We start from the raw sequence: 24,685 nt of genomic DNA on the forward strand, positions 1-24,685 counted from the left end.
GCCCCCCCGCCGCGCCGCTGAGGCGCCCCACCGCCGCGCCGCAGAGGCGCCCCCCGCCGCGCCGCAGAGGCGCCCTATCGCCGCGCCACTGAGGCGCCCCATCGCATCACCCCGTGCGCGGCGCGCCCATCCGGCGTAGGATGACGGCGTGGGGAATCGTGTGCCTGAACGGAGGTCGCGAATGGCAAGATATACACTGAGATTCGATGCGGAAGGGCCGGGACCGGCAACCCAGATCGTGTTCGAGGCGCCGGATGCCGGCGGCGCTCTCGTGCAGGCGCACCGCGAGGCGCAGCTGCACGACCATCAGCCATGGCAGGCAGAACTGTGGGAGGGCGAGCGCAAGCTCTGCTCGATCATGCAGCCCGCCAACGACGTCCGGCGCGCGAGCCCCTGACGCCGCAGGGCCGGGAACGCCGCGATTAGGCCGCGATTGGGCCCCGATCAGGCGCCCTTGATCAGCCGGAACGCCCCTGCCATCAGCGCATCGACCGCCTCGGTGCCCAGCACGCATTGCGGCTCGTAACCGAGCCCCTGCTTGCGCACCTTGCGCCACTGGTCGACGTAGAGCCCCTTGTCATGGCCGAACACCGAATGGACGTGGCGGGCCAGCAGCGGCGGACAGTCACGCTCGTTGGCGCGGCGGAACAGCGCCAGCTCGGCAATGTTCGGCCCGACCATGACCCAGACGTGTCCGTCAAAGCCGTCCGCGCAGACATCGGCCGCCGTCACCGGCTGGCGGCGGCCCAGCACCGGCACGCCGTCGACGGTCAGGGTTCCGGCAACGACCTCGATCGGCGCGTCCAGCACCCGGCCAAGCTGCACCGCAAAGGCGGCGGCGAGCTGGGCGCCGCTGCCCGGCGCCCGGGGGAACACCTTCAGCAGGTCGACCGCGCTGCCGGCGATGCGCGCGCGGTCGGCATCGGTCATCTCGAAGCCCTTGAAGGCCCGCGCCTCGTCCCAGCCCTGCGCCTGGGCGACGAGCTTGCCGAGCTGGATGAGGTCCTTTGCCGAAGTCATGAAATGTCCGAATGCCTGAGGGGAGAGAAGCCGCGCCCATAGGCCAGCGCGCCCACCCGGCCAAGCCTGCTTATGATCCAGAGCCGCGAATTCGCCCCCTCGCGGCCGCATGGCGCACCCGTGCCATGATCGGGAGCGAAGCGGGCGGTTTCGCGAAGCCGGTCGCGTTCGAACCGGCCAAAGGCGGCGGCTCCGGCGGCTAGTGCGGCAACTGCTGCGGCCCGCCCTCGGCCTGCACCACCGTTCGCGGCGGCGGGCCGTCGGCGGCCATGGCGGCCAGCAGCATCGCGAGGCCGGAGACCTGGGCCGAGGCGGCGGCGGTGGCGGTCTGGCCGTCGCGGGCCGCATCCCATGTCGCCGCGTCGAGCGACCAGTCCGCCGCGATCCCCCGCGTGCCCGCCGCGCTGAGCCGCCAGACCGCCTCGGCATTGGCCGCAGTCCAGCGGGCGAGTTCACGCCGCTCGGCACTGTCGGGCATGGCATCGAGCAGATGGCCGAGGTGATAGGCAAACACGCCCTTGAACATCAGCCCGTCGGCGCCGAGCGAGCCGACCGGCTCACGCAGGATTCCGGTGGATGTCGAGAGCCTGCGCGTCGCCGCCAGCGCCGTGGCCACCGCCACGCCGCGGTACTGCGGATCGCCGGTGATGGCCGTCAGGTCGTTCAGCGCGCCGATCAGCACGCCCTGGTTATAAGTGAAGCGCGCCTGCCCGTTGTTGCGGCAAAGCCCGTCGAGCCCGTCGTTGACCAGCGCGTCGGCGCCGATCATCGAGGAGGCGCGAAACCACTGCCAGCTGCGCAGCGCCCAGTCCCGGTACCCCGCCTGCCCGGTCGCCAGGTAGAGCTGCGTGGCGGCGTAGAACAGCAGTTCATTGGTGATCGCGTTCTTGTAGCTGCGCTTGGGATCCCACCAGATGCCGCCGCCGCAGCGATCGTCCCAATAGTGCGTCACCAGCGCGGCGAACGTCGTGCCCGCATAGTCGAGCAGCGCCGGATCGCGGTCGACCTGCCAGGCATGGACACTGGCGATGACCGCCCAGAGCGCGTCATCGTTGAGATAGAGCCCCTCGCGGTTGCGCACGGCCGCGGCGATCCGCGTGCTCCACTGCCGCTCGCCGGTGCGCTGCTGGTAGTCGAGCAGGGTATCGACGATCACGAAGCGCTGCCAGTTCTCGCTGGCGTTCCAGCCGCCCGGCCTGCCCCATTGCGCGTCGAGATAGGCCGCCGCCGCGCCCGCCCGCCCGGCTCCGGTCTCCCCGGCTCCGGTCTCGCCGGCTCCGGTCTCGCCGGCTCCGGTCTCGCCTGAAGGGCCTGCGATGGCGGGAACGGCGCCGCAAAGCGCAAGGGGCACGGCCAGCAGCAGCCATCTCGATTTCGGCACAGTCACTCCGTACGGGGTCAGTCATCCGCCTCCCGGATAGCGCCGATTCCCGCGGCGATCCAAGTGGCCCCGGCACGAGAACGCGGGATAACCCTCCTCACCGGCATGGACGACGCCCCCTGCCCGGCGCTAGCGGCGCGCGCATGAGTATCATTGCCCAGATCATGAATTCCACCACCGGCCAGCTCATCCAGAAGATGAAGTTCGAGCGCATGCCCAAGCCCTGGGTGACCTTCCACCTCGAAAACGGCGAACAGGTCACCGCCGACCGCGTCCACGTCGGCAAGCCGGCGCCGGGCAAGTTCATCACCCCGGTCGAGGTCTGGGTGACCCCCAAGGGATAAGTCCCGCCGCCGCATTTGAGAGATGAACAGAAAAAGGGGGGAGGCCGGTCCAGGCACTCCCCCTTGCCATTTCGCCGGCCCCGCAGCGACATCCGAACGGACGATTGCAATATTATAGCTTTACTTAGCGCCCGTTCGCGCGGAAGGAACGTTATCTGCTGTCCAAAATGGTACTCGGGAGCTTCACCGATGTCTGACAACGATCAACCGGAACTGGCACGCCTCACCGTAGAATTGCTGAGCGCCTACTTCACCAACAACAGTGTCCCCAGCAGCGAGCTGCCCGGCCTGATCGAAGCCACCAGGACCGCGCTGCGCGGCGCGCCTGCTCCCGGCGAGGACGTGATCGAGACTTACGTCGCCGCCGTGACGATCGAGGAGAGCCTGGCTTCGCCGCAGCACATCCTCAGCATGATCGACGGCAAGGGGTACAAGACGCTCAAGCGGCATCTGTCGAACAACGGTCTCACGCCTGAACAATACAAGACGCGCTACAACCTGCCCGCCGACTATCCTCTCGTCGCCCCGGACTATTCGGTGTTGCGCCGCAATTTTGCCCGCAAGCTCGGTCTTGGCGGACGTCCGGCAGAGGCGGCAACGCCCGCCATCGCGGCAAAGCCTGCCAGCGAAGCGCCGGCCAAGGCGACGGCCAGGAAGACTGTCGCCCCGGTTGCCGCTGCCGCCAAGGACAGCCCGGCGATCGCCGCTGCCGCGACGGTCCCCTCGGTTGCCGCCCCCGCCAAGGCAGCGCCTGCGACTGGCGGCGCCAAGAAGCCCCGCCGCATGGCCCGGCCCGCTTCGCCGCCCTCCACGCCCGCCAAGGCCGCAGCCGCCAAGCCCAAGAGCGTAAAGCCCAAGAGCGTCGGGCCCAAGAGTGTAACATCGGCGCCCAAGGACAAGCCTGTGGCCCCCGCTGCCAAGCAGGCGACGCCCGCGAAAAAGGCGGCTCCGGCCAAGGCTGCCGGCAAGGCCAAGCCGGATGCGACCAAGCCCGCCAAGGCCAAGCCCGCCGCAAAACCGGCCACGAGCAGCCCGGCCCCTGACGCATGAAAGGCTTCGAGGCCGGTTCAGCCGGACCGGCCTCGTGATGCTCATTCACGCATGATGCGGCAGGGCATGAAGGCAGAACCGGCATCAACCGGATAGTCTTCCGTCCTGCCCGTCACGAATACTGTCCAGGCGTTCAGCTGGCGGCCATATCGGTGCCTCGCAGGCGTGATTAATGTGCCCCGCGCCTGTTCACCGTACCGCGCGCACAGACGCGTCGTGCCTTGCCGGCAAGCCCCGGTCCTGCCCCCCCCGTTACGGATCCGGTTTCGGCCCCCGTTGCGATTCCGGTTACTGGCCCACCAGCCCCGGCGCCCTGAGGGCCGCAGCGATCTTGCGCGCGTGCAGCTGCTCGGAAAGATAGTCGATCAGCGGCTGTTCGAGATTGGGGTTGATGACCAGGAAGTGCCGCCGCCGGTCATGCTCGTCGGGAAGCCGGCACAGCACCTCTTCCGCGACAAGCCGGCGCACCAGCCGCAAGGCCGTGCTCATCGGCGCGCCCGAAGCGATGCAGGCGCTGGAAACCGCCACTTCGCGCCCCTCGATCTTGGCCAGCAGAAGATCCAGCAGCATTTCCCAGGCCGGATCGCCAAACAGTTCGCCCCCGCCGATCTCGCGGCGCTTGCTTTCCTTGCGCAAGATTTCCCGGATATAGGCGGTAAGCTCGCCCGGCTGGTGATCGTGCGACAGGCGGGCGGAGGCCTGGGCCGGGCCGATCGGTCCGCCGGCCGCGCCCCGCACCGCCGCGGTGCCCTGCTGGCCCTCCGGTTCATCCAGCAATTGCGCCAGGCTGCGCAGTTCCTGGCTGAGATTGCTGATCTTGCCCAGCAGATCCCCGCGCGCACCGGGCGCATCGCGCAGCCCCTTGGTGCGCTGCAGCGCCCGCCGCAGATCGGCCTGCTGCACCGGCTTTTCCAGGAAATCGATCGCCGAGGCGCGCATCGCGTCGACCGCGACGTCCTTGCTGGCATACCCGGTGACCATGATGAACTGCAGCCGCCGTCCGCGCAGGTCAGCCCTTTGCGACAGCTCGTAGATCAGCGAGATGCCGTCCTGCCCCGGCATGTTGTAATCGACGATGGCGATGGCGACGTCATTCTCGACATAGAGGCGTTCCGCCTCGCGCGCGTTGCCGGCCACCAGCGGGGCATATCCCATCGCCCGCAGGCTGAAGGCGCATTCCTCGCACCAGTCCGCATCGTCATCGACGATCAGCACCGTCTCGACCGGAAGCGAACCGGCGATCTCTTCTTCCACAGGCCCTGCCACCGTTGCGCTTGCCGGGCTGAGGATGGCCCCCAGACGCGCTCTCCAGTTCGGTGTCATCTCATTCATATGCGCCAAAGACCTCCGAATACCTTTTCGGTCCGTTATCCAGGCATCCCGCGATTATCGAACCAGCATCATGATCTGGCCGAATCCAGTGCAAAGTATCGCCATGACAGCAATCGCATTTGCATCCGGACGCCTCCCGTTACTGTTTATGCTATAAATTGCCCCCACAATAAACAGCATTAACCCTGTTATCAATACCAGGACGCAAGCGGCGACAGGACCGAGGTATAAGGCGGACGATGACAAAAGTTTAATTTGTCCGCCGGTGAGGATTTGCCTTCCACTGGCAAGGCGCAATGCCGCAACCTGAGAAAGCACCAGCGCAAGGCATGCCGCCCCGGTGGCAAGGGCCAGGGCCGCGCCTGCGGGGCCCGAGCGCGCAAAGGCAAAGGCCAGCCCCGCCAGGGCAATCGCGGCATAAGCCGCATCCGGTGCCCGCCGCCCTTCCCAAGGCAGGACCACCGGCGGCAGGACCAGCACGATCAATACCGCCAGGCGGATATAGTCCAGCGCCGCCATCTCAATAGCCGCCGTTGGTCACGGTGACGCTGGCGCGCAGGTTCGCCGTCGGCAGCGGAACCATGTTGCCGTAACGCATGATCGGGCTCCTGCTCATGTCATAGCTGACCGCAACGGTGAAGGCGCCGGTGCCATCAGCGCTGGCGGTGATCACCGGCGTGCTGCTGTTGCCGAGCAGCGTCTTGTAATTGTCCATCACCGCCGCCGCCCGGGCCCGCGCCAGGCTGGCCCGTTCCGGCGACGAAAGCCCGGCAACCGCGGCCCGCGCGCCTTCGGCCGCAGCCTGCCGCACGCCGATCAGCGCGCTGAAATAGATCGAATAGACGATGGTGCCGAAAACCAGGAGAAGCAGCGCCGGAGCCAGAAACACGAACTCCAGCGCCGCCATCCCGCGCGTGCACCTCCATAGCCGGGACAAGCCTCCGGCGGACATGCGCATGGCAGAACCTCCCGTTCAGGTCTGGTCGAACAGATGCCCGAATGCGGTCGAAAGATCGGCCTGGAATGCATCGCCGACCGCAACGATCCCGCCCACCACGATGGCGCCGAGAACTGCGTATTCAACCGCCGTGAGGCCGCGTTCATCGGTCTTGAGGCGGACCAGGAACTTGAGAACCATGTCCTTCATCGTATTTCTCCCCATTGCCCCCTTGCGAGTACCGATGCCGGACGGGGGCTTGCCCGGCATCGGCGTCCGTGAATGTCACACCAGCACGGGCACCCCGCAGCGTGCCCCGGTGGTCCAGACCCGCGCGGTGCCAAGCTGGATGCCGAGCGCGGTCAGCACATTGGTCAGCAGCGGATCGACCACCGTGCCGACCAGATCGGTCACCGGCTGCACGAGCGCGGGCAGGACGGTGCCGGTGACGGTCGAGAGGCCGGTCGATTGCAGCAGCGAGCAGGCGAGCGGCAGGCAGCCGACCGGCGTGCCCAGCTTCACATCGAGCCCGTCCGAGCGCAGCAGGCTGGTGGTGACGCTGCTGATGGTGGGGCCGATCTTCACCGCATTGCCGATCGTCTGCGCATGCGCGGGCTGCGCCGGCGTGCCCGCGCCGGGGCCGAACGTCAGCGCCGCGCTCTGCGCCCCCGCGACCGGCTGCACCACCGCCCTGCCGCTGACGGTGGCGCCGATGCCCAGCAGCGAGATCTCGGCGATCTCGGTCTGCCTGAAGTCCGCCGCCTGCAGCGCGGGCAGCGTCCTGGCCATCGGATCGAAGGCGGGCACATCGCCGACATAGGCATTGACGAGGCCGGAACTGGCCAGGACGTTCACCGTGGTGTCGCTGGCCTGTTCGCCGGTGTTGGGGCAGTTGATCCCGGTCACTTGCGCCTGCGCCGCGGCAACGTCGAGGATGACCGGCAGGTGCACGTTGACCGAGGCGACCGCAAGATTGACCGGCAGGTCGATCAGCACCTGCACCCGCAGCGCCGAAGTGGCGACGAAGGTTTCGCCCGCAGGCCCGAAGGCGAAACGGGGACGATCGCCCGCACCGCTCGACACCAGCCCGATCCTGACGGTGCTGACCGGCACCAGCAGGCTCACCGCCCTCGACAGATCGACGGCAGTCGGCCCGGCCTGCACCGCGTAGATCAGCAGCTGGTAGGCGTTCATCCCGGCACGCAGCGCCTGCGGATTGGCGGCGCCGCCGACCGGCATGTTCTTCCACACGCCAAGGCCGAACAGCCCGCTGAACGGAACCTTGTAGCCATTGCCGACCTGCCCTGCAAAGACGGTGAGCGCGGCCCGGGTATCGGCGTCGGCCGCCGCTTCGGCAGCGGCCTCGGCGATGTCCTTCAGCCCGTGGGAACGGCTCGCCAGTTCGCCGTAGGTCCCCGCGAAACCTTCTTTCGCGGCGAGCTTGTCGAAGAACAGACCCGCGTTGACATTGCCCTGCATCAGCCGCTGCACATCGGTCCTGCCGAGCGCGATCGGAGTGCCCAGCAGCGAACTGAGCAGGCTGTTGAGCGTCGAGACCAGCGGCGTCGTGATCGAATCCAGCAGCGGCGAGACGACGTTCGTCAGCACGTCCGAGGTGACGCCGACGCCCGCCTCGTCGATCCGCGCCGCGGTGGCGGTGGCGGCCAGATCGGGGATCGGGTTGATCGGCCCCAGCAGCCTGGAGAAGTAGCGGCGGCTGGGCTTGGTGGTGTGAATGCGCACCGCCGTGCTGAGGCCGTTGCCCGGGCACCGCGCATAGCTCCTGTCGAAGCGGTCGGCCGCAGCGAGACGGGAATCCGCACAGTACCGGCCGACTTCGACCGACTGCAGGATGGTCGTATCGGAATAGCCGTTGCGCACCAGATAGTCCTGCGCGCGGGCGCCGGCCTGGTCGGGATACATGGCCGCAGCCAGCGCCGCCGCCTCGGTGGCGGAGCGCAGTTCGCGATTGCCGAAATAGTAGAGGCCGCTGTCCAGCGCCATGCCCGCCGCCGACAGCAGCATGACCCCCAGGACCGCCACCGCAGGCCCGACGACGCCCCGCTGGTCGCGCGCCAGCCGCCGGGCGAAACGGCGCAGGACTGCGCGCCCGGCGCTAGCCATGCTGCCCTCCGGTGTCGGCAGAGGCAGAGGCAGAGGCAGGGGAAGAAGCAGGAGAAGGAGTGACCAGCGACGACGCCTGCGCGGCAACCTCGCGCCGGATCCGGGCACGGGCGGCCGGGTCGCGCACCGATCCCAGCACGGTGTCGGCCTCGCCGCCGCGCCCCGCCACGGTGAGCGCGAGCACCAGGTTGTTGCGGATCACCGCTTCGCGCGGGGCCAGATCGTAGGCCGCCTTCAGCGCTTCCACCGCCTGCTCCGGCTGGCCGGAGCGCAGCCGCGCATAGCCCAGCGCATTGCCGATCAGGGGATTGGCCGGGCTTTGCACCAGCGCCTCGGCATAGTCGGCGGCGGCCTGCTGCCAGCGGCCTTGCGCGGCCGCGACATGGCCGCGCACTTCCAGCACGCCGCCGTCTTGCGCGCTGTGCGCAATGCGCTTCAGCGCCGCCTCCGCCGCATCGGTCTGGCCAAGGTCGAGCAGGCAATTCACGCGCAGCATCAAGGCATCGCGGTCGCGCGGATACTGGCGGTCGAAATCGTCGAGATAGGCCAGCGCCGCCCGCGCCCGCCCATCCACCCGCGCCTGTCGGATCAGCGACAGGTAAAGCGTGCGGGTGGAGCCCTGCACGGCCGGATCGCTCAGCCCCGCCACCGGCGAACCGCGCTCTGCCGCCAGCGCCGGTGCGGGCGCGGGGGCAACCAGCGACAGTGCCAGCAACAAGCGGCCATGGCGACGCAAGGCGACGGGTAGGATCATGGGGCCGAACTCCGCAAGGTATCGAGGATCGCGGCGACCGGCGGCCCGGCCAGCACGATGAACAGCGCGGGCATGAAGAAGACCAGCATCAGGATCACCATGCGCACGGTGATCGCGCCGATCGCCTCGCGCGCACGGGCGACCCGGCGCTGCGAGAACTCGCGCACGAATTCGCGCAAGGCCGGGACCAGTTCCATGCCGTGGAACAGCGACTGGCGGAAAACCGTGGCCAGTTCGCGCGAACCGCTCACCGCCACGCGCGCCGCCCAGCGGTCGAACGCAAGCTGGTAGTCCTGCCCGCGATCGAGATCCTCGACCAGCATCGCGACGAGGCGCGCATGGCGGGGCACCGCCACCTGTTCCTCGCGCGCGATGGCGCGGAAGCACTGGTCGAGCGAGACGCCGCTTTCGAGCATCATCAGCATGAGATCGAGCAGGAATGGAAACTCGGCAGTGAGAACGCGCTCGCGCCCCGCCGCCCGCATCCTCAGCACGTACTTGGCCGCGATGTACGTGAGACCGGCCAGCGCGAAAGTCGGGAACAGCGGCTTGAAGGGATTGCCGGTCACCGCAAGGCACACGGCCATGCTGGCAAGCGCCGCCAGCATGGCCGCGCCGACCCGCAGCCAGGCGAAGACCTCGATGGCGGACGGATCGAAATAGCCCGCCTTGCGCAGACGCTGCTCCACCTCGTCTCGGTCGCGCCCGCGCACGGCAAAGAGGCGCGGCAACGGGTAGCGCATCAGGGCGCCTTGCGAACGCGGCGCGGCGGCGCCCCGCCCTTGCGCGCTCACCCGCTCCCGCAGCCGCGCATCCGCGCGCAGCAAGCGGAACCCCAGACCGGCCACGGCCAGACTGCCCGCCGCGAACGACAACAGCGCAAGAGAGGCGAGCGAGGCCATCAGAACGCGAGCCTCATCATCCGGCGCACCACGACAATGCCCAGCGCCTCGAGCCCGATGGCGAAGACCGAGAGCTTCTGCCCGCGCGGATCACCGGTGAAGAAGTCGAGGTAGCCCGGGTTCATGAACATCAGCAGCGCCATGGCGAGCAGCGGCATCGCGATCAGCACGCGCGCGCTGATCCGCGATTCCGAAGTGGCCGCCGAAAGCTCGCGCCGGATCCGCACCCGCTCGCGCAGGATCGCGGCAAGGTTGGTCAGCGCGGTTCCCAGCGAGCCGCCGAACCGCAAGTTGGTGCGGATCGCGGCGGCCAGCATCGATACTTCGGGAACGCGCAGCCGGTCGGCAAGCTGCTGCATCGTCTCGGCAACCGGCGCGCCCATCTCCAGCCGCCGTCCGGTCGCCGCGAAGTAGCTGCGCACCGCGTCCGGGGCATCGGCCAGCGCCCGTTCCAGCGCCTGCGACAGCGAATTGCCCACCGCCTGCAGCTGCCGCACCCCGTCGAGATAGAGCGGCAGGGCATCGGTCAGCGCCTCGATCCGCTTGCGGGCTCGGGACTGGAGCCAGGAATATCCGGCCATCGGCACGCCGATCACCAGCACCAGCGCCGCGACCGGCCCGGCCAGCAGCAGCGCCGCCAGCACCACCGCCAGCCCGGCAAGCGCCAGCTGGCGCAGGCCCTGCCGCGTCATCTCGACCTGGGCCTGCGCCAGCAGCGGCGCCAGGCGTTCGGGCACCGAGATCCGCGTCGCCCCGGTGGCCGCGGTCCGGCTCGGCGCGACCATCTGCGCCAGCCGCCGGTCCACCGCGGCGATACCGCGCGCCCGCTCGGCCAGCAGGTACCAGGCGAGGGCGCCGAGCGTCAGCAGCGCCAGAACGAGATAGGCGCCCGCCCTCACCACGGCGCGTTCCCCGCGCTACCACCGGGCATGCCGGGCATGACGAAATCGCGCAGGCGCGCGGCGTGATAGGGCCGGGGCGACAGCGTGCGGAACGTGCCCTCGCCCGACAAGGGCGGCATTTCCTCGAAGCGGAACAGGTCGTTGAGCGAATAGGCATCGCCCTCCACGCCGGTCACTTCGGTGACGCAGGTGATCCGCCGGGTGCCGTTGGCGAGACGCTGGATATTGACGATCACGTGGACGCTGTTGGCCACGAAACGGCGGATCGCGCGCACGTCGCTCTGCTGTCCGGCAAAGCCCAGCAGCATCTCGAGACGGGCCAGCGCATCGCGCGGGGTATTGCCGTGCAGCGTCGCCATCGACCCGTCATGCCCGGTCGACATCGCCTGCAGCATCTCCACCGCCTCGATCCCGCGCACTTCGCCCAGGATGATGCGGTCCGGCCGCATCCGCAGGGCATTGCGCAAGAGGTCGCGGGCGCTGACCTCGCGGCTGCCCTCGACGTTGGGCGGGCGCGTTTCGAGGCGCACGACATGGCGCTGATGCAGTTGCAGTTCGGCCGCGTCCTCGATGGTGACCAGCCGCTCGCGCTCGCCGATGCAGCCCGACAGCACGTTGAGCAGCGTCGACTTGCCCGCCCCGGTGCCGCCGCAGATCAGGATGTTGAGGCGCGAGCGCACGGCGGCGGCAAGATAGGCGGCCATCGCCGCGCTCATCACCCCGCCGCCCACGCAGTCTTCCAGCGTCAGCGCCTGCAGCCGGAACTTGCGGATCGAGACCAGCGGCCCGTCGAGGGCGATCGGCGGGATGACGATGTTGACGCGCGATCCGTCGGCCAGCCGGGCGTCGACGAACGGCGTCGCCTCGTCCACCCGGCGGCCGATCGGGCCGACGATCCGCTGGATGATGTTCATCAGGTGGGCATCGTCGCGAAAGCGCGTTTCCACCTGCTCCAGCAGGCCCGCGCGCTCGACGTAGATGGTGTGGGCGCCGTTGACGATGATGTCGTCGATGCCGGGATCGCGCAGCAAGGGCGCCAGCGGCCCGAGGCCGACCACCTCGTCCTCGACGTCCTCGATCAGCACCAGCCGCTCCGCGCTGTTGAGCGCCAGCTGGCCGCGGCGGCTGCGGCTGGAGATGACCTGCTCGATCTCCAGCCGCAGCGCCCGCTGGTCGAGCGCCTCGGCGGTCACGCCCTGCGCCTCCAGCTGGTCGATCACCTGCTGGCAGGTGAGCGCCTTCACCGCCTGATAGCTGTCGCTCATGCGCTGCGCGGTGGGCTGGGCCACGGCATGGCGGCGGCCGGAACCGGCGTGGCGCAGGATCTCGTCGTCGGCGGTCAGCAGGCTCATGCCGACTTCTCCATCCGGCGCAGCACCGCCTGGCGCATCCGGTCGATCCTGAGGCGGGCGCCGGTCACCGGCGCGGCGATGTTGCAGGCACGGCGCACCGCCTGGACGTAAGGCCCGGCCTCGCGGTCGAGCATCATCGGCCGCCCGGCATTGAGCGCATTGCGCGCCCGCACCCGGTCCACCGGGACGCCCAGCACCGCATCGATGCCCAGCACGTCCGCCATGCGCCGCCCGTCGAGCAGGATGCGGGGATCGTGGTCCCACACGATCAGCCGCTGGCGCGCCGTCGTGGCGGTATCGAGCGCGGTCTTCTCCAGCAGGCGCCGGCAGGCGTCGAGCTCGCGGATCGACTGGCTGCACACCACTTCCACCGCGGTCGCCTGCGCCGCCAGTTCGCGCAGCAGCCCTGGATGACGCAGGCTGCCCGCCCCCAGCACGACCTGCCCGAAACTGGCGCGCAGCAGTTGCACCAGCCCGACGATGTCGCTCGGCCCGATCCCGCTCGGCTCGGCGCCGGTGCCGCCGTCGAAAGTGAGCAGCGACAGTCCGCTCGCCTCGTGCCGGGCCAGGGCATCGGAAAGCAGGCTGGTGTCCATGCGGCCCAGATCGGCGACCGCGGCAGCGAGGCCGTAATCGACCTTGAGGTCGAGATAGGCCTCCGCCGTGCTCGACGGCAGGCTGCAATCGATCAGCAGGCAGGGCGTCTCGTTCCGGCTGTGCGCCAGCGCCATGTCGGTCGCCAGCACCGCCATGGCCTCGGGATCGGTGCCCAGGACCAGGGTGAAGCGGCCGAGCCGCCCCTGCGCGGTCAGCGCCGTGGTGAGCAGCCGCGTCATGACCTCGCCGATCTGCCTGCTCTCGGCGTTGCGGGCAAAGACATCGGCGGCACCGGCGCGGATCGCCCCCAGCACGTGTTCGGCATACATGTCGTCGGTGGCGACCACCACGCTGCGCCCCGGCGCGGCGTGCAGCACCTGCCCGATCGACGAGGCCAGCGAGCGCTCGGAGGGAACCGAGGCATGATCGATGACGATGAGGCCCGGTGCGGACAGGTCCGCCAGTTCGAGCGACTGGATCATCTCGACCTCGACATGCTCGCCCACTGCCTCGGCAAGGCGGCGTTCGAGCGCGCGGTCGACGGAAAGGAGGTTGATCGTCGGCATGTCAGCGCCTCACCACGCCAAAGGAATTGGTCGCCTGCTCGACCCCGTCTGTGTTCAGGACCATCTGGCCGATCGAGGGATCGAGCGGTTTCATCGCCGCAGGCAGGCTCGGCGGCACCGCTTCGGGCTCGACCAGTCGCGGCGTCGCCACGATGATCAGTTCCTGCCGTTCCTTCTGGTTCTGCTGGCGCTTGAAGAAGGCCCCCAGCACCGGAATGTCGCCCAGCAGCGGAACCTTGTCCTTGGTCACCTGGCTGTTGCTGTAGTTGAGCCCGGCGATCACGAAGCTCTGCCCGCTGCCCAGCTCCACTGTCGTTTCCGCCGAGCGGCGCCGGATGCCGGGCACCGTGTACCCCTGAAGCTGGACACCGTTTCCATAGTCCAGCTCGCTGACTTCGGGCGCCAGCTTGAGAACAATATGATCGCTGGACAGTACATAAGGGGTGACCGACAGTCTTACCCCGAATTCCTTGTACTGGATCGAGATCGTATTGCCGTTGCCGCCGTTGGACTGCGGCACCGGCACCGGAAACTCGCCGCCGGCCAGGAAACTCGCCTGCTCGCCCGAGCGCACCAGCAGCGTCGGCTGGGCGAGCAGCTGCGACAGTCCGTTCGACGACAGCGCGCTGAGCACCGCGCCGATGCCGTGTCTCGACGAGGACAGGAACAGGTTGAACGCGCTCTGGATCGGCGCGGAGGCATCGATGTTGAGGCCGCCGCTGCCCGCGCTGAAGCCGTTGAGGCTGCTGGGCGAGATCACCGCGCCTTGCAGGTCCCCCGCCAGCTTGGTGAAGCTGAAGCCCAGTTCCTTGAGCGTCGAGCTGGAGACGGCGGCGAACTGCACGTCCACCGCCACGACTTTCTCGCCCGCCGTGAAGCCCGAACGGTCACCGGCGGAAGGCGCTTGAGGGCTGCCCACCGCCACCAGCGACTGCCCCAGCACGCTGCCGTCGGCGGCATAGACGGTAAGTTCGGCCTCTCCGGCGCCGATGCCGTTCACCTTGAGCGACCTGGACGTCGGCGCCGCGACCGAGAGCACGCCCTCGCGGCTCACTTCGATGCGGCCGATGTCGCGCGAATAGGACAGGGTCCGCTTCTCGCCGACCTGCAGGGTGTCGCGCCGCGCCTGCCCGCCGTCCTCTTGTGCGCGGGCCTGTGCGCCGTCCTCTTTTGCGCGGGCCGGTGCGGGAGGAAGCGCCAGCAGCGCCGCTGCAAGCGCGAGACCGGATGCCGTCATGGGTTTCACTGCGAGGCACTCCCGGAATAGATGGTTGCGCTGTTGCCGCCGACCACGAGTTCGATGGCGTGCCCCCTGGGCGCCGGGGCCTTGACGGGACGCGGTGCGGGCGGCCGGGGTGCGGCCCTTTGCATGGGCGCCAGATCGCGCGGAACAGCCCTGATCAGAGGACGCGGTCCGTCATCCGCGGCAAGCGCGACTTGCGCAGTGTCATCGGGATTGCGCAGCGAAAGATAGAGCGCGCCGGTGCTCTTCGCGAGCGAGAGGCGCGAAACCTGCTCGGGTGAAAGGGCCAGCGTCACGGTGCGGGCGGGCGGCGGCGGCGGTGCGCTGACTTCGGCCCCGCCCTGCCCCACCGCACTCGCCACGGTCCCGCCTTGAACCGCCGTGCCGACAACGACGTCGCCCACGGCGAGGACCGGCACCATCTGCAACAGCGTCCGCGCCTCGCTGCGGCCCATGCCGCGCGCGCCGGTGATCGCATCCTCGCCGGGATAGACGACCTGCACGTCGACCCGGTCACCGGGCCGCACGAGCCCCGCCACCGCGATCTCGGCAGTCGTGTCGATGCTGATCGCGCGCATGCCCATCGGCACGCGGATGGCCAGCTTGGTCTCCTGGCCGATCGCCTCGCGCGGGATCAGAGAATTGCCCGGAATGTCCCGCGTCGCCACTTTTCCGAGGATTTCGGCGCCGGAAACGGCGGTGGGGAACCGCATCGGATCGGCCTTGGCATTGCGGATCATGTCGGCGCGGATCGTCTCGCCGGTCCGGATCGGGCGGGTGGTGGCGACCAGCAGCGGCGCTACCGGCGTAGAGGGCCGGACCGCGGCCCTTGCGGCCAGATCGGCCACGTCGCGTCCGGCCTTGCCCATCTCCCGCAGCCCGAGCGCCGCGAAACCGGCCGCCGCAACGAGGCCGATGCCGATCGTCAGTTTCGCTTTCGAACCCAAGCGCATGCAATAACCCCCAAGATCTTGCGCTTACGCAAATCCCATAGTCAGCACCGACATCCACGAATGAATGTTTCCCCCGGTTGCATGATCGAATACCGATGTTGCCTGCGCAGAGTATCCGGATCGGGATACATCGGGGCATGGAGAAAAAGCCGATGCGAGGGCATTGCTGGGTATACGATGACTTTACACTTCCCCGCGCAAACCGATGCTTGCCTCAAACAGGCGCCAAATGCTGGCTTCCCGACCCGTTTTGCGGCGGGGATCTGCTTGCGATCGTGTTCGGATTGGTTCTTTTACGGAGTGTTCTTGGCCGCCAACCTGGTGGAAAAGAATGTCGCAGCGCACAAATCGCCTGATTCATCGCCGCTTCAACGGACGATCAAGGCCTTGATCGGCAGATGGACGGGACGCCAATAAACAAAATCCTGCGCGTTGAAGACTTGCCTTCTGGTCCAAGGAACTATTCATGTTCATTACAGACGCGCAGCGGCACCGCGATGCTGGTACGATTGCAATTGCCGGCAAGGTTCATGACAATGAAGACTGAGCCAACGACGTTATCGACTGCCGGTCGGCGTCAGCTTGAGGGACTCCACAGGACATGACCCGATCAACCAGCACCGTGGTCGAACTGGCGGACTTTACCGCCCGGCGCGAGCGGGATGCCGCCGGTGGTGATCCCGGCTCGCCCCCGCCTGCCGGCAAGGGCCCGCGCAGCCCGGGCAAGGGCTCGGCCTTTCCGGCCGGACTGGCGCTGCGGATGCGCGCCTGGGAGGACGGCACCCGGTTCTTCCCGCTGGTCACCGCGCTGGGCGCGATCGTCTTCGGACTGGCGCTCCCCCATGCACCGGAAACCGCCATGGCGGCCGCCCTCGCCGTGGGAGCACTGGTGGTGCTCAACCGGCGGCTCAAGCTGGGGCTGGTCACGCTTGTCCTCGGCATCAACCTGCTGGTGAGCGGCCCGGCCCAGCAGGCCCCGGAATCCTGGACCCTGGTGAGCCTGGCGATGGCCGGGCTGTTCATGCCGCAGCGGCGGCTGACCCTGGCGCTGCAACCGCCCCGCTGGGTCTGGATCGTGGTGCTGGCCCTGGTGATCGCCTGCCGCGCCGCCGCGCTGCCGCAATTCGGCCTGATGCAAATCGGCCCTGCGCAATTCGGCCAGTCCGGCGCCGCCATCACGATCATCGGCATGCCTTTGGCCGCCTATCTCGGCGCCGGCCTGGCCCGCCGCCTGGCAGTAGCCGACGCGCGCCTGCTGTCGTGGGGCGAGGAGGGGCTGGTGCCGGTCACCCGCGACCTGCTGCTTGGCCGCGTCACCAGCGGCATGCTCCACGATCTGGCCCAGCCGCTCAACGTCATCTCGATGGCCAATGGCAACATGGGCTACATCATCGACCAGCTGGACATCGACGCCCAGACCAAGGCCAACCTCGCCGACCGGATCGCCCGGATCTCCACGCATACCGAGGCGGCCGCGCAGATCCTCTCGCTGTTTCGCAGCTTCGGGCGCGACAGTCAGGGCGAGCCCGGCCATCTGACCGTGCGCGACGTGCTGGCCCGGGCAGTCGCGGCCACCCGGTCCAACGTGCGCCATCACGGCGTCGTGCTCGAGATTGGCGGCGATGCGCTGGAGCATCCCGTGCCCGCCCATCACGGCGCGCTGGAGATGATGGCGGTGGCCGCCCTGCTCAATGCCTTTGCCGCCTTCATCCACGCCGACGGCAGCAAGCGCAAGGGCACGGTGCGGGTAGCCGCCTCGCTGGGACCGGCCTTCGTGTCGATCACCGTGCAATGCCGCGACGAGCGAGGCACGTAGGCCAATGCTGCTGCGAACGGACTGCGTCTTGGACTGCGCCGCGGCCAGAGCGGCCGCACCACCGTGTTCGACAAATCCTTTCACATCAGCATAGCGGTAGTGCAGCCCGGCGAAGGGTTGCGCCCGAAGGGCGCCGAACTGCAGGATGCTACCAGCCTCGACGGTTGCGGCGGCGTTGTCTCCGCTCACGTTTGTTCTCGGCTGGTCGGAAAAGCCGCTCCAGCTGATCTGCCGGCGAAGCTGGTAATGACTGCGATCATAGACCGTGTCGGTCGAATAGCTGACGCAAGGGCCGATATCGAGGTTGGCATCGATACCGTCGATCGCTGCGAGCATGGCGCCATAGACGGTGGTGTCGGGGCTGGCGATGCTGCCCAGCGCGCCGTACTGGAACAAGATGGTATCGAAGCGCACGTTCGCCTCCTTCCATGGAGCGTTTGCCAGTCCGGTGGGAAAACCGAATTGGAAAGCGCGTAGAACCGCCGGACGATGATCCGGATGCTCGCGGCAGCCTTCACGGCAAGGACAGATAATCGGCAATATTTACAATAAATCAACGATAATTGAGTTCTGATCGGATGGTTATTATTGATCAATACTTACAAAAATCACCGCATCATGCGGTGGTAGTTTCGCAATATCGCTCGCAATCCCACTGATCGCGGAAAGATTCCGGGGCATTTGCGCTCCACGTGCATTCCTTGCACGCGCGCCCCACCCTGCCCGCAAAAAATACCGTCGATCCGGTTCCATTTTTTCGTGGCACCGTGGAGCCTTGGCGGCGTGGACAAATTCGAGCGGCAGCTATCGCCCCATTGCGGACCTTTCGGCGTCATGGCAGTCCATGCCTTCCAAGAGCTTATGGGAGGCAATATGGGTTGGCCGTGGTCGAAAAAGAAAGCTGCGGCGACCACTCCTGAAACAGTCACCAGCAATAATTTTGAACGCTACGCTGGAAAGCCGATGCTTCGGCTGCTGGAGCTTTACGTTCTCTGGTCTCTCGATAACCTCTCCGAGGACGACGTATCGCGCCTAGAGGCGATGACTCCAAAGCTCACCTCCACTTTCGGCGGTGACGGAACATGGCATAATGCTATCGCCACCACGATGGAACTACCCGAGAACATGCCGGAATTAATCCGCGAAATGTGGACCAAGAATCAGCAAATCGCGGACAAAAATAATGTGGAACTGTTGGCGCAGCAGTTCGCCGAAATGTTCGTCGATAACAACCTTATCTGAAAATCTGGAGCGGCAGCTAACCACCCAAATCAGACATCTCCATCCCGCTCAGCCTGAGCCTGTCGAAGGCCCCGAGGCTGGGCGCTGTGGCTCCATGCTTCGACAAGCTCAGCATGAGCGGAGTGGATGGAGCAATGGCCGCAATCCACCCAAAACAGACTAAACCCGCTCAGCCTGAGCTTGTCGAAGGCCCGCGAGGCAGGGCACCGCGTCTCCCATGCTTCGACAAGCTCAGCATGAGCGGGTGGTTGGGGCAGCGTCCGCTTCCCACCCCACGCGGTCGCTCCGCTCCCCGCTGAATGTGTCCGCGCGGCCTGGGCGGCGTAGGCATGATCCGGCACCAGCCCTCACAATGCCGTTTCGGGCATTGTTCAAACGGACCCTCAGCGCCAGTTCGGGCCTTCGATCCACGTCACCAGGCTCTTGCGGCTGCCCTGGCTGACGGACAGCACACGGTGCTGGAGAAACGAGGGAAAGATCAGCAGGCTGCCGCGATCGGCAAAGGTCGGCCCGGGGTTCTGGATGCCGAAGAACTCGAACTGTCCTCCATCGTAATCGCCGGGGGCCGAAAGCTGCACGACAACCGAAAGCTTGCGCGCGAACGGACGGTTCGATTCCAGCCAGACGTCCTGATGCCAGTCGTAATGCCCCTTGTTTGTCGCGTGGTACTCGGTGAACTGCAGTTCGAACGGCGCAACGATGTCGGCGCCGAAGTTCGAGCGGTTCGACGAATGCACAAAGGACATGATGCGCGAGACGATGTCCTTCTCCCGCCCCGCATCGAACCAGCGGATGGTCGCGCTGCGCTGGATGTGATCGCTGCGCAGGTCCGCCGCAAAACCGACCGTCGCATCCTGAGGAGCATAGTGCGCCGCGCGATTGACGATCGCGTCACACTCCGCCTCGCTCAGTGCCTTTGGCCAGACTTCCCAGACGTTTTTCATGTCCCCTCCCACATCACAACTTTTCATCATCGGACCTCCGGCGATCCGGGGCACCGCTCAACCGTTTTGCGTATACGCAAAAGCGTTCAGAGCGAGCGGGCCAGACTGAACAGGAACCGCGCTTTTTTGCTGTAATTCGGCGAAATACTCTTGACTGGGGCCGCCACCTGTGCCTCGACGATCCAGCCCGGAAGCGGCGATACCCGCACTCCGCCCCCCGCCGTCGCCAGCGAATAGTCGGCAGCCTTCAAGCCGTACGTCGGCCTGGCGAAACTATGGGCAAGCACACCGTCGCCATAGACAAAGGCCGTCAGTGCCCGCTTGCCTTGCGCACCGCCGATGAGCTGCCACGCCACTTGCACCTGCCCCGCCACCGCCTTGTCCGCAGTGACGATCCCGGTCCGGTAGGCAAGGCCCGCGCCTTCCCCTCCCAGCGAGAACCGTTCGGTCGTCGCCAGCCGGTCGCGCGTGTACTGGCCGCGCAGGGTCGCCTGAAGCGAAACCTTGGCGCCGACCTGCTTGACAAACGTGGTCTGGGCATTGGCCTTGCGGAAATCGGCCTGCGAATAGCCGGCCAGCGGCCGCGCGCCCAGCGCATCGAGCCCCTGGCTGATCGTGGCCGAAACGGCATAGCCGCCGGTCTTGCCGATCGCGCTCCAGGACGCCCCCAGCCGCAGGGCGCGGGTGCGGAATTGCCCGAAGGCGGTATCGAGGTAGTAGTTGCTGCTGTTGGCGCCGTCGAGCGAGGCCTGCACCGTGAGATTGCGGCGATACGAGCGGATCACGGGATGCGACAGGGCGATGCCCAGCTGGCGCGCTTCGCCGAGGATGTCGCTCGTGCGGGTGCGGGTGCGGACATAGGCGCCGCTCACCCCCAGCGTGGTTCCGTCGCTGCCCAGCGGCGTCGCATGGCTGAGCGTGTAGAACTGATAGTGCGCCGGCTGGAACGACAGATAGGCGGAAGCACGCGTGACGTCCGCTTCGCGCAGCAGCCCGTTCGCCGCCACCGTGACCTGGGCCTGCACGCCGGAAGTCACGTTGACCACGCCGCCGTTGTTGAGGTTGACGCCCAGTTCGATCTGCTTGCGCTTCACCTCAAGGTCGAGCGCCAGTTCGCCGGGCCGGGCGGTCCGCCGCAGCTTCGCCTCAACCCGCTGTCCGGGAATGTCGCGCAGCAGCGACAGGGTGCGCTCGAGCGTGGAACGGCGTGTCGGCATCTCCTTCATAAGCCGTTTCATGCGCCGGTCGATCAGGCGCGTGGGGGTGCTCGGCGTCCGGTGGCCGAGCGCATAATCGACGACCCGCCCCTCCACCGCGCGCACCAGCAGCACGCCGCCGGTCGGTGCCTGTGGGGGGATCGATACCGCGTAGAAGGCAATATCGCTGCGCGCATACGCCGCGGTCACCGCATTGGCGATGCCCTGCAGGACCTCCTTGTCCAGAGGCTTGCCGATCCATGGGCGCACGCTGGCCGCCAGGGTTGCTTCGGCAAGAGTGCTGCCGTCGAAGCGCACCCCGGTGAGCACGGCAGCGGACAGCGGCCCCTCTGCCCCCGGCCCCTCTGCCGTGAGTCCGGCGGGCGGAACGATGGCCGGGGCGACGGTCGGCGGCGCAGGAACCGGATCGCCTTGCGCGGGGCGCGGCAGGACCGGAACCGCGCGGTCGATGCGATCGCGGTCGATCGTCGGCACGGGATTGGCCTGGTCGGCGATCTGGGCCCGCGCGGGACGGCTGAGCGGCACCATCAACATCGCCATGAGCAGGGTAACCGCAACCAGCACGCGGCGGCCCATGCCGGGGCGCGCAGGCGATCCGGCACGCGTGTCCAACCGGCACGCAGGCAACAGGATGGGAATAGTCTCGACTGTCATTTCAGTACCTCCCGCCGGGATCACCCGGGCCGCGCAATCGGCTCGCACGGTGGATGCGCTCCGCTGCTGCCGCTCCGGTCCAGTGGATTGATTCTGGCATTTGCATCCCCTGGCGAATGGGATGGGTTTGCGAATGTCAGAAGCAATCCACTAGGTCGTGCGGCGGGGCACCGCACGGCAAAGAGGAGCCGCTGCGAGGGTATCGGCGCGGGGCGGGCCGAACTGCACCGGCGGCGACATGTCCGGGGTGAAACCAATCCCGGCGGGCCCACGCAACAGGCTTGCGGAAAGCCGGCAAGACCTGCCGGCGGCGCCAGCGCGCGGCCCGCCACCAGCCCCGGACGCCCCCGGGGAACGGGGCCGGACATGACGTTTAATAAATTGATATAGCTTAATTATTTTCGCAGCCGCAAAGATGCCCGGGCGATCGCTCCACCCGGATCGCGCCTGCGCAAAGCGCCCATCCAACGGGGAAATGGCCTGCCCGATCCGCGCGCCGTAACAACCAGATCGGCGGCAAGACGCAACCGGACCGGCTCAACCTTGTCCGCTCGCCTCGCCCGGAAGAGCCTCGGGAACAGACGATCGCACCAGCCAGCGTTCGAGCGTGCGGATCAGCACGGCCGGATCCACCGGCTTGGCGACATGATCGTTCATGCCGGCCGCAAGGCATCGCTGGCGCTCCTCCTCGTAAGCATGCGCGGTCATCGCGATGATCGGCAAGCGCTCCACCGGCCAGTTCCTGCGGATCACCCGGGTGGCTTCAAGCCCGTCCATTTCCGGCATCTGCACATCCATCAGGATCGCGGCGTAAGCGCCCTGCCGCGCCTCCACCCGCGCACAGGCGGCCAGGCCGTCGGCCGCGCAGTCGACCTCCAGCCCGGCATCGCGCAGCAGTTCGGTGCCGATCTCGCGGTTGATCTCGTTATCCTCCACCAGCAGCACGCGCAGCCCGCGCAGGCGCGGTGAAACGGCCGGTGCGATCGGCCCCGCCAGCGCGCTGCCCTCCGTGAAGCCCGCGCCGGCAAAGACCGCCACCATCGTCTCGAGAAGCGTCTCAGGCACCAGCGGCTTGGGCAGGAATCCGTCGATGACGTCCGCACCGGTCCCCAGTACCGCTTCTTCGGTGCCGTAGGCCGTGACGAGGATCGTCTTGGGCAGCAACAGGCCGCGCAGCACCGTGCGGATCGCCTGCGCCGTTTCCAGACCGTCGAGCCCCGGCATCTTCCAGTCGAGCAGGACCAGATCGTAGGGCCGGGCGATCTCCTCGGCCGCCCGCAGCGCGCTCAGCGCCTCGCTTCCCGAAGCCACGAGGTCGAGCGACATGCCCCATCCGGCCAGCACCTCCCGCATGATCTGGCGCGAGGCGGAATTGTCGTCGGCGGCGAGCACCCGCAGGCCCTTCACCCAGTCGGGGACGGACACGTCGCGCGGCCCGTCCGCCGCCCGCAGCATCGGCATTCGGCACGTGAACGTGCTGCCCTCGCCCGGCGCGCTCGCCACCGCGATGCCGCCCCCCATCTGCTCCAGGATCTGCCGGCAGATCGCCAGCCCGAGGCCAGTGCCGCCGAAGCGCCGGGTCGTGGTGCTGTCGGCCTGGGTGAAGGAGGTGAACAGGCCCGCCTGCTGCTGCGCGGTCATGCCGATGCCGGTGTCGGCCACGCAAAGCGTGAGGACGACGCGGCCCTCCCCGTCCGCTTCGGCCGTCAGCCCGACCCGGACCATGCCCCCGGGGGAGAATTTCACCGCATTGTTCAGCAGATTGAGCAGGACCTGCCCGAAGCGGATCTCGTCCCCGCAGAGGCGCCGGGGAACGTCCGCAGCGATCTCGGTCACGACCATGACGCCGGCGCATTCGGCATCGTGGGCCATCAGCTGGCGCTGGGCCTCGACGGCGGCGCGCACGTCGAACGGATGCGCTTCGAGCGACAGCTTGCCCGCCTCGTTCTTCGAGAAGTCGAGAATGTCGTTGATGACCCGCAGCAGCGAATTGCCCGCCTGGTTGATCTTGGCGACGTAGTCCTTCTGCCGGACGTCGAGCCGGCTGCGGCCGATCAGATGGCAGAAGCCCAGGATCGCGTTCATCGGCGTGCGGATTTCGTGGCTCATGTTGGCGAGGAAGAGGCTCTTGGCGCGATTGGCCTCTTCCGCTTCGCGGGTCCGCGCCTCCAGCGCCTCGTTCTTTGCCAGGATCTCGTCGGCCAGTCCTTTCTGCCGCGCGAAACTCTCGACCAGACGGTCGCTCAGCCAGACCAGGACCGCCGTCTGGAACAGGACGATCACGGCATGCAGGACGACCCGCTCCACGCTGCCGCCACCGGGGAAAACGACCAGGGGCAGGAGATAGAGCAGCACCAGGTGATGCAGTATCGTCGCCACGGCGGCGACGAGGATCGCCAGCCGGTCGCACCAGGCGATGGTCACCGCGAACATCGCGAAGAAGTACATGTGCATGTCCATCTGCCAGGGATGCCCCCGCAGCAGGACCAGCAGGACCGCCGGTTCCCCGATCAGCACCACCGCCGAAACATAGCGCGTCGCCCGCGAAATCCCGCGGCGGTGCCATATCAGGTGATAGCATCCCGCCAGCGCCACCCCGGCAAGCGCGGCCCGCCAGGCGGAATTGCGGGTCATCACCGCCACGCCCGCCAGCAGCGGCACATGGGCCCAGACGAGGAACAGCAGGAAGCGGCCGACCCGGCGCCGCAGCGTGTCGAGTTCCGTAATCATCTGCCCCCTCTCCCCGCCTTAGAGCGCTTTCCGATCTGATCGAATCAGATCGGGCTCTCCAGATTCTTTGTTTTCCGCGTTTTTCCGAGTCACCGCGTGTTCCACTCCGTTCGAAAAACGCTCTAATTGCCCTCACAAGCGGCCCTTGCGCTCGTACCGATCACCATCCACGCGCCGGCCTTGCGCATGGACGATGCGAAATCGGGAGCCGCCGAATCCACCACCAGACTGTTCGGCAAGGCGCCCGCGCCGATCAGCCTGCCGTGCGAGCGCTGGACCAGCGCGACCGTCTCTCCCAGTCCCATGCCGCGCCCGGCCACGACCAGATAACGCCCCGAATCCGCCGCCTGCATCACCGCGGCGGCGGCAAGCAGCGCCAGCAGCAAGGCCAGAAGTCCACCCGCGGGAGCAAAATCGCGGAGAGTGGGACGGTCGTCATCGCTGCGCTGTGCTACGGCCATTTACATATTCAAGCACAGTTCTTTTCTTCATGGGTTAACAATTCGATCATTTTCCTTCCGACCTGGGGATCGCGACGATCTTGCCCGGCGACAAAGGCGGAAGGTGATTTCAGAGCCAGGGCGCCTGGACAAATTCGAGCGGCCGTTTACGCCCCATAGCGGAC

23 protein-coding genes and 1 pseudogene are annotated in these 24,685 nt (G+C 67.5%); 5 read left to right on the forward strand and 19 right to left on the reverse strand.

Annotated elements, in window-relative coordinates; all coding sequences use genetic code 11:
* Positions 1–181 precede the first annotated feature (181 nt).
* Positions 182–397 (forward strand): hypothetical protein, encoded by a 216-nt coding sequence (locus tag OKA11_RS20345; RefSeq protein ID WP_267223681.1) that lies wholly within the window; start codon positions 182–184, stop codon positions 395–397.
* A gap of 47 nt (positions 398–444) precedes the next feature.
* On the opposite strand, the gene OKA11_RS20350 is transcribed toward OKA11_RS20345, so the two are convergent.
* Together OKA11_RS20350 and OKA11_RS20355 are read right to left on the reverse strand one after the other, a co-directional pair.
* Positions 445–1,020 (reverse strand): hypothetical protein, encoded by a 576-nt coding sequence (locus OKA11_RS20350; RefSeq protein ID WP_267223683.1) that lies wholly within the window; start codon positions 1,018–1,020, stop codon positions 445–447.
* Positions 1,021–1,219: 199 nt separating this feature from the next.
* Positions 1,220–2,401, reverse strand: a complete 1,182-nt coding sequence (locus OKA11_RS20355) for a glycoside hydrolase family 76 protein (RefSeq protein WP_267223684.1) — start codon at positions 2,399–2,401, stop codon at positions 1,220–1,222.
* A gap of 143 nt (positions 2,402–2,544) precedes the next feature.
* Here OKA11_RS20355 and OKA11_RS20360 point away from each other — a divergent pair, with 143 nt between their 5' ends.
* Positions 2,545–2,745: a hypothetical protein gene (locus OKA11_RS20360; RefSeq protein WP_185928812.1), complete on the forward strand. Its 201-nt coding sequence runs from the start codon at positions 2,545–2,547 to the stop codon at positions 2,743–2,745.
* A gap of 189 nt (positions 2,746–2,934) precedes the next feature.
* A complete protein-coding gene (locus tag OKA11_RS20365; protein WP_267223685.1) occupies positions 2,935–3,795 on the forward strand; it encodes a MucR family transcriptional regulator in 861 nt (286 codons plus the stop codon).
* Between the two features lie 288 nt (positions 3,796–4,083).
* Here the strand turns inward: OKA11_RS20365 and OKA11_RS20370 are convergent, their stop codons facing one another.
* From OKA11_RS20370 to cpaB, 12 genes are all read right to left on the reverse strand, one after another.
* Entirely contained in the window at positions 4,084–5,061 is a 978-nt protein-coding gene (locus OKA11_RS20370) for a response regulator (protein WP_267223686.1), read from the reverse strand.
* Between the two features lie 120 nt (positions 5,062–5,181).
* Positions 5,182–5,646 carry a hypothetical protein gene (locus OKA11_RS20375; RefSeq protein WP_267223687.1) on the reverse strand — a complete coding sequence of 155 codons (465 nt, stop codon included), beginning with the start codon at positions 5,644–5,646 and terminating at the stop codon, positions 5,182–5,184.
* A gap of 1 nt (position 5,647) precedes the next feature.
* Positions 5,648–6,034, reverse strand: a complete 387-nt coding sequence (locus OKA11_RS20380) for a TadE family protein (protein WP_267223688.1) — start codon at positions 6,032–6,034, stop codon at positions 5,648–5,650.
* A 66-nt stretch (positions 6,035–6,100) separates the two neighbouring features.
* Positions 6,101–6,274, reverse strand: a complete 174-nt coding sequence (locus tag OKA11_RS20385) for a Flp family type IVb pilin (protein WP_142639131.1) — start codon at positions 6,272–6,274, stop codon at positions 6,101–6,103.
* A 75-nt stretch (positions 6,275–6,349) separates the two neighbouring features.
* Positions 6,350–8,188, reverse strand: coding sequence for a TadG family pilus assembly protein (locus OKA11_RS20390; RefSeq protein WP_267223689.1), 1,839 nt, complete (start codon positions 8,186–8,188; stop codon positions 6,350–6,352).
* Positions 8,181–8,942 carry a tetratricopeptide repeat protein gene (locus tag OKA11_RS20395; protein WP_267223690.1) on the reverse strand — a complete coding sequence of 254 codons (762 nt, stop codon included), beginning with the start codon at positions 8,940–8,942 and terminating at the stop codon, positions 8,181–8,183. The genes OKA11_RS20390 and OKA11_RS20395 overlap by 8 nt, the downstream gene beginning before the upstream one ends.
* Positions 8,939–9,844: a type II secretion system F family protein gene (locus tag OKA11_RS20400; RefSeq protein ID WP_267223691.1), complete on the reverse strand. Its 906-nt coding sequence runs from the start codon at positions 9,842–9,844 to the stop codon at positions 8,939–8,941. Before OKA11_RS20400 ends, OKA11_RS20395 begins: the two co-directional genes overlap by 4 nt.
* Positions 9,844–10,746, reverse strand: coding sequence for a type II secretion system F family protein (locus OKA11_RS20405; RefSeq protein ID WP_267223692.1), 903 nt, complete (start codon positions 10,744–10,746; stop codon positions 9,844–9,846). Before OKA11_RS20405 ends, OKA11_RS20400 begins: the two co-directional genes overlap by 1 nt.
* Entirely contained in the window at positions 10,740–12,098 is a 1,359-nt protein-coding gene (locus OKA11_RS20410) for a CpaF family protein (RefSeq protein ID WP_267223693.1), read from the reverse strand. Before OKA11_RS20410 ends, OKA11_RS20405 begins: the two co-directional genes overlap by 7 nt.
* The gene (locus tag OKA11_RS20415; protein ID WP_267223694.1) at positions 12,095–13,261 is read right to left on the reverse strand and encodes an AAA family ATPase; all 1,167 of its coding nucleotides are present in this window, start codon (positions 13,259–13,261) and stop codon (positions 12,095–12,097) included. The genes OKA11_RS20410 and OKA11_RS20415 overlap by 4 nt, the downstream gene beginning before the upstream one ends.
* Before the next feature lies 1 nt (position 13,262).
* Positions 13,263–14,498 (reverse strand): type II and III secretion system protein family protein, encoded by a 1,236-nt coding sequence (locus tag OKA11_RS20420; protein ID WP_267223695.1) that lies wholly within the window; start codon positions 14,496–14,498, stop codon positions 13,263–13,265.
* A 5-nt stretch (positions 14,499–14,503) separates the two neighbouring features.
* Positions 14,504–15,457 (reverse strand): Flp pilus assembly protein CpaB, encoded by a 954-nt coding sequence (gene cpaB, locus OKA11_RS20425; RefSeq protein WP_267223697.1) that lies wholly within the window; start codon positions 15,455–15,457, stop codon positions 14,504–14,506.
* A 601-nt stretch (positions 15,458–16,058) separates the two neighbouring features.
* Between cpaB and OKA11_RS20430 the strand changes: the two genes are divergently transcribed.
* Positions 16,059–17,273 carry a sensor histidine kinase gene (locus OKA11_RS20430; RefSeq protein ID WP_267223698.1) on the forward strand — a complete coding sequence of 405 codons (1,215 nt, stop codon included), beginning with the start codon at positions 16,059–16,061 and terminating at the stop codon, positions 17,271–17,273.
* A 45-nt stretch (positions 17,274–17,318) separates the two neighbouring features.
* On the opposite strand, the pseudogene OKA11_RS20435 reads toward OKA11_RS20430, so the two are convergent.
* Positions 17,319–17,609 (reverse strand): annotated as a pseudogene (locus OKA11_RS20435) (autotransporter domain-containing protein); the annotation flags it as partial.
* A gap of 447 nt (positions 17,610–18,056) precedes the next feature.
* Here OKA11_RS20435 and OKA11_RS20440 point away from each other — a divergent pair.
* Positions 18,057–18,515, forward strand: a complete 459-nt coding sequence (locus OKA11_RS20440; RefSeq protein WP_267223699.1) for a hypothetical protein — start codon at positions 18,057–18,059, stop codon at positions 18,513–18,515.
* Between the two features lie 383 nt (positions 18,516–18,898).
* Here the strand turns inward: OKA11_RS20440 and OKA11_RS20445 are convergent, their stop codons facing one another.
* The 4 genes from OKA11_RS20445 to OKA11_RS20460 all read right to left on the reverse strand — a co-directional run bounded on the left by OKA11_RS20445 (position 18,899) and on the right by OKA11_RS20460 (position 24,521).
* On the reverse strand, positions 18,899–19,459 hold the full coding sequence (locus tag OKA11_RS20445; protein WP_267223701.1) for a 2OG-Fe(II) oxygenase: 561 nt from the start codon (positions 19,457–19,459) through the stop codon (positions 18,899–18,901).
* An 86-nt stretch (positions 19,460–19,545) separates the two neighbouring features.
* On the reverse strand, positions 19,546–21,330 hold the full coding sequence (locus OKA11_RS20450) for a ShlB/FhaC/HecB family hemolysin secretion/activation protein (protein WP_267223703.1): 1,785 nt from the start codon (positions 21,328–21,330) through the stop codon (positions 19,546–19,548).
* 537 nt (positions 21,331–21,867) lie between these two features.
* The gene (locus tag OKA11_RS20455) at positions 21,868–24,060 is read right to left on the reverse strand and encodes a response regulator (RefSeq protein WP_267223705.1); all 2,193 of its coding nucleotides are present in this window, start codon (positions 24,058–24,060) and stop codon (positions 21,868–21,870) included.
* A gap of 122 nt (positions 24,061–24,182) precedes the next feature.
* Entirely contained in the window at positions 24,183–24,521 is a 339-nt protein-coding gene (locus OKA11_RS20460) for a hypothetical protein (protein ID WP_267223707.1), read from the reverse strand.
* Positions 24,522–24,685 lie beyond the last annotated feature (164 nt).

The organism is Novosphingobium clariflavum (assembly GCF_026420865.1).
In the GTDB taxonomy this organism is placed as follows: domain Bacteria; phylum Pseudomonadota; class Alphaproteobacteria; order Sphingomonadales; family Sphingomonadaceae; genus Novosphingobium; species Novosphingobium clariflavum.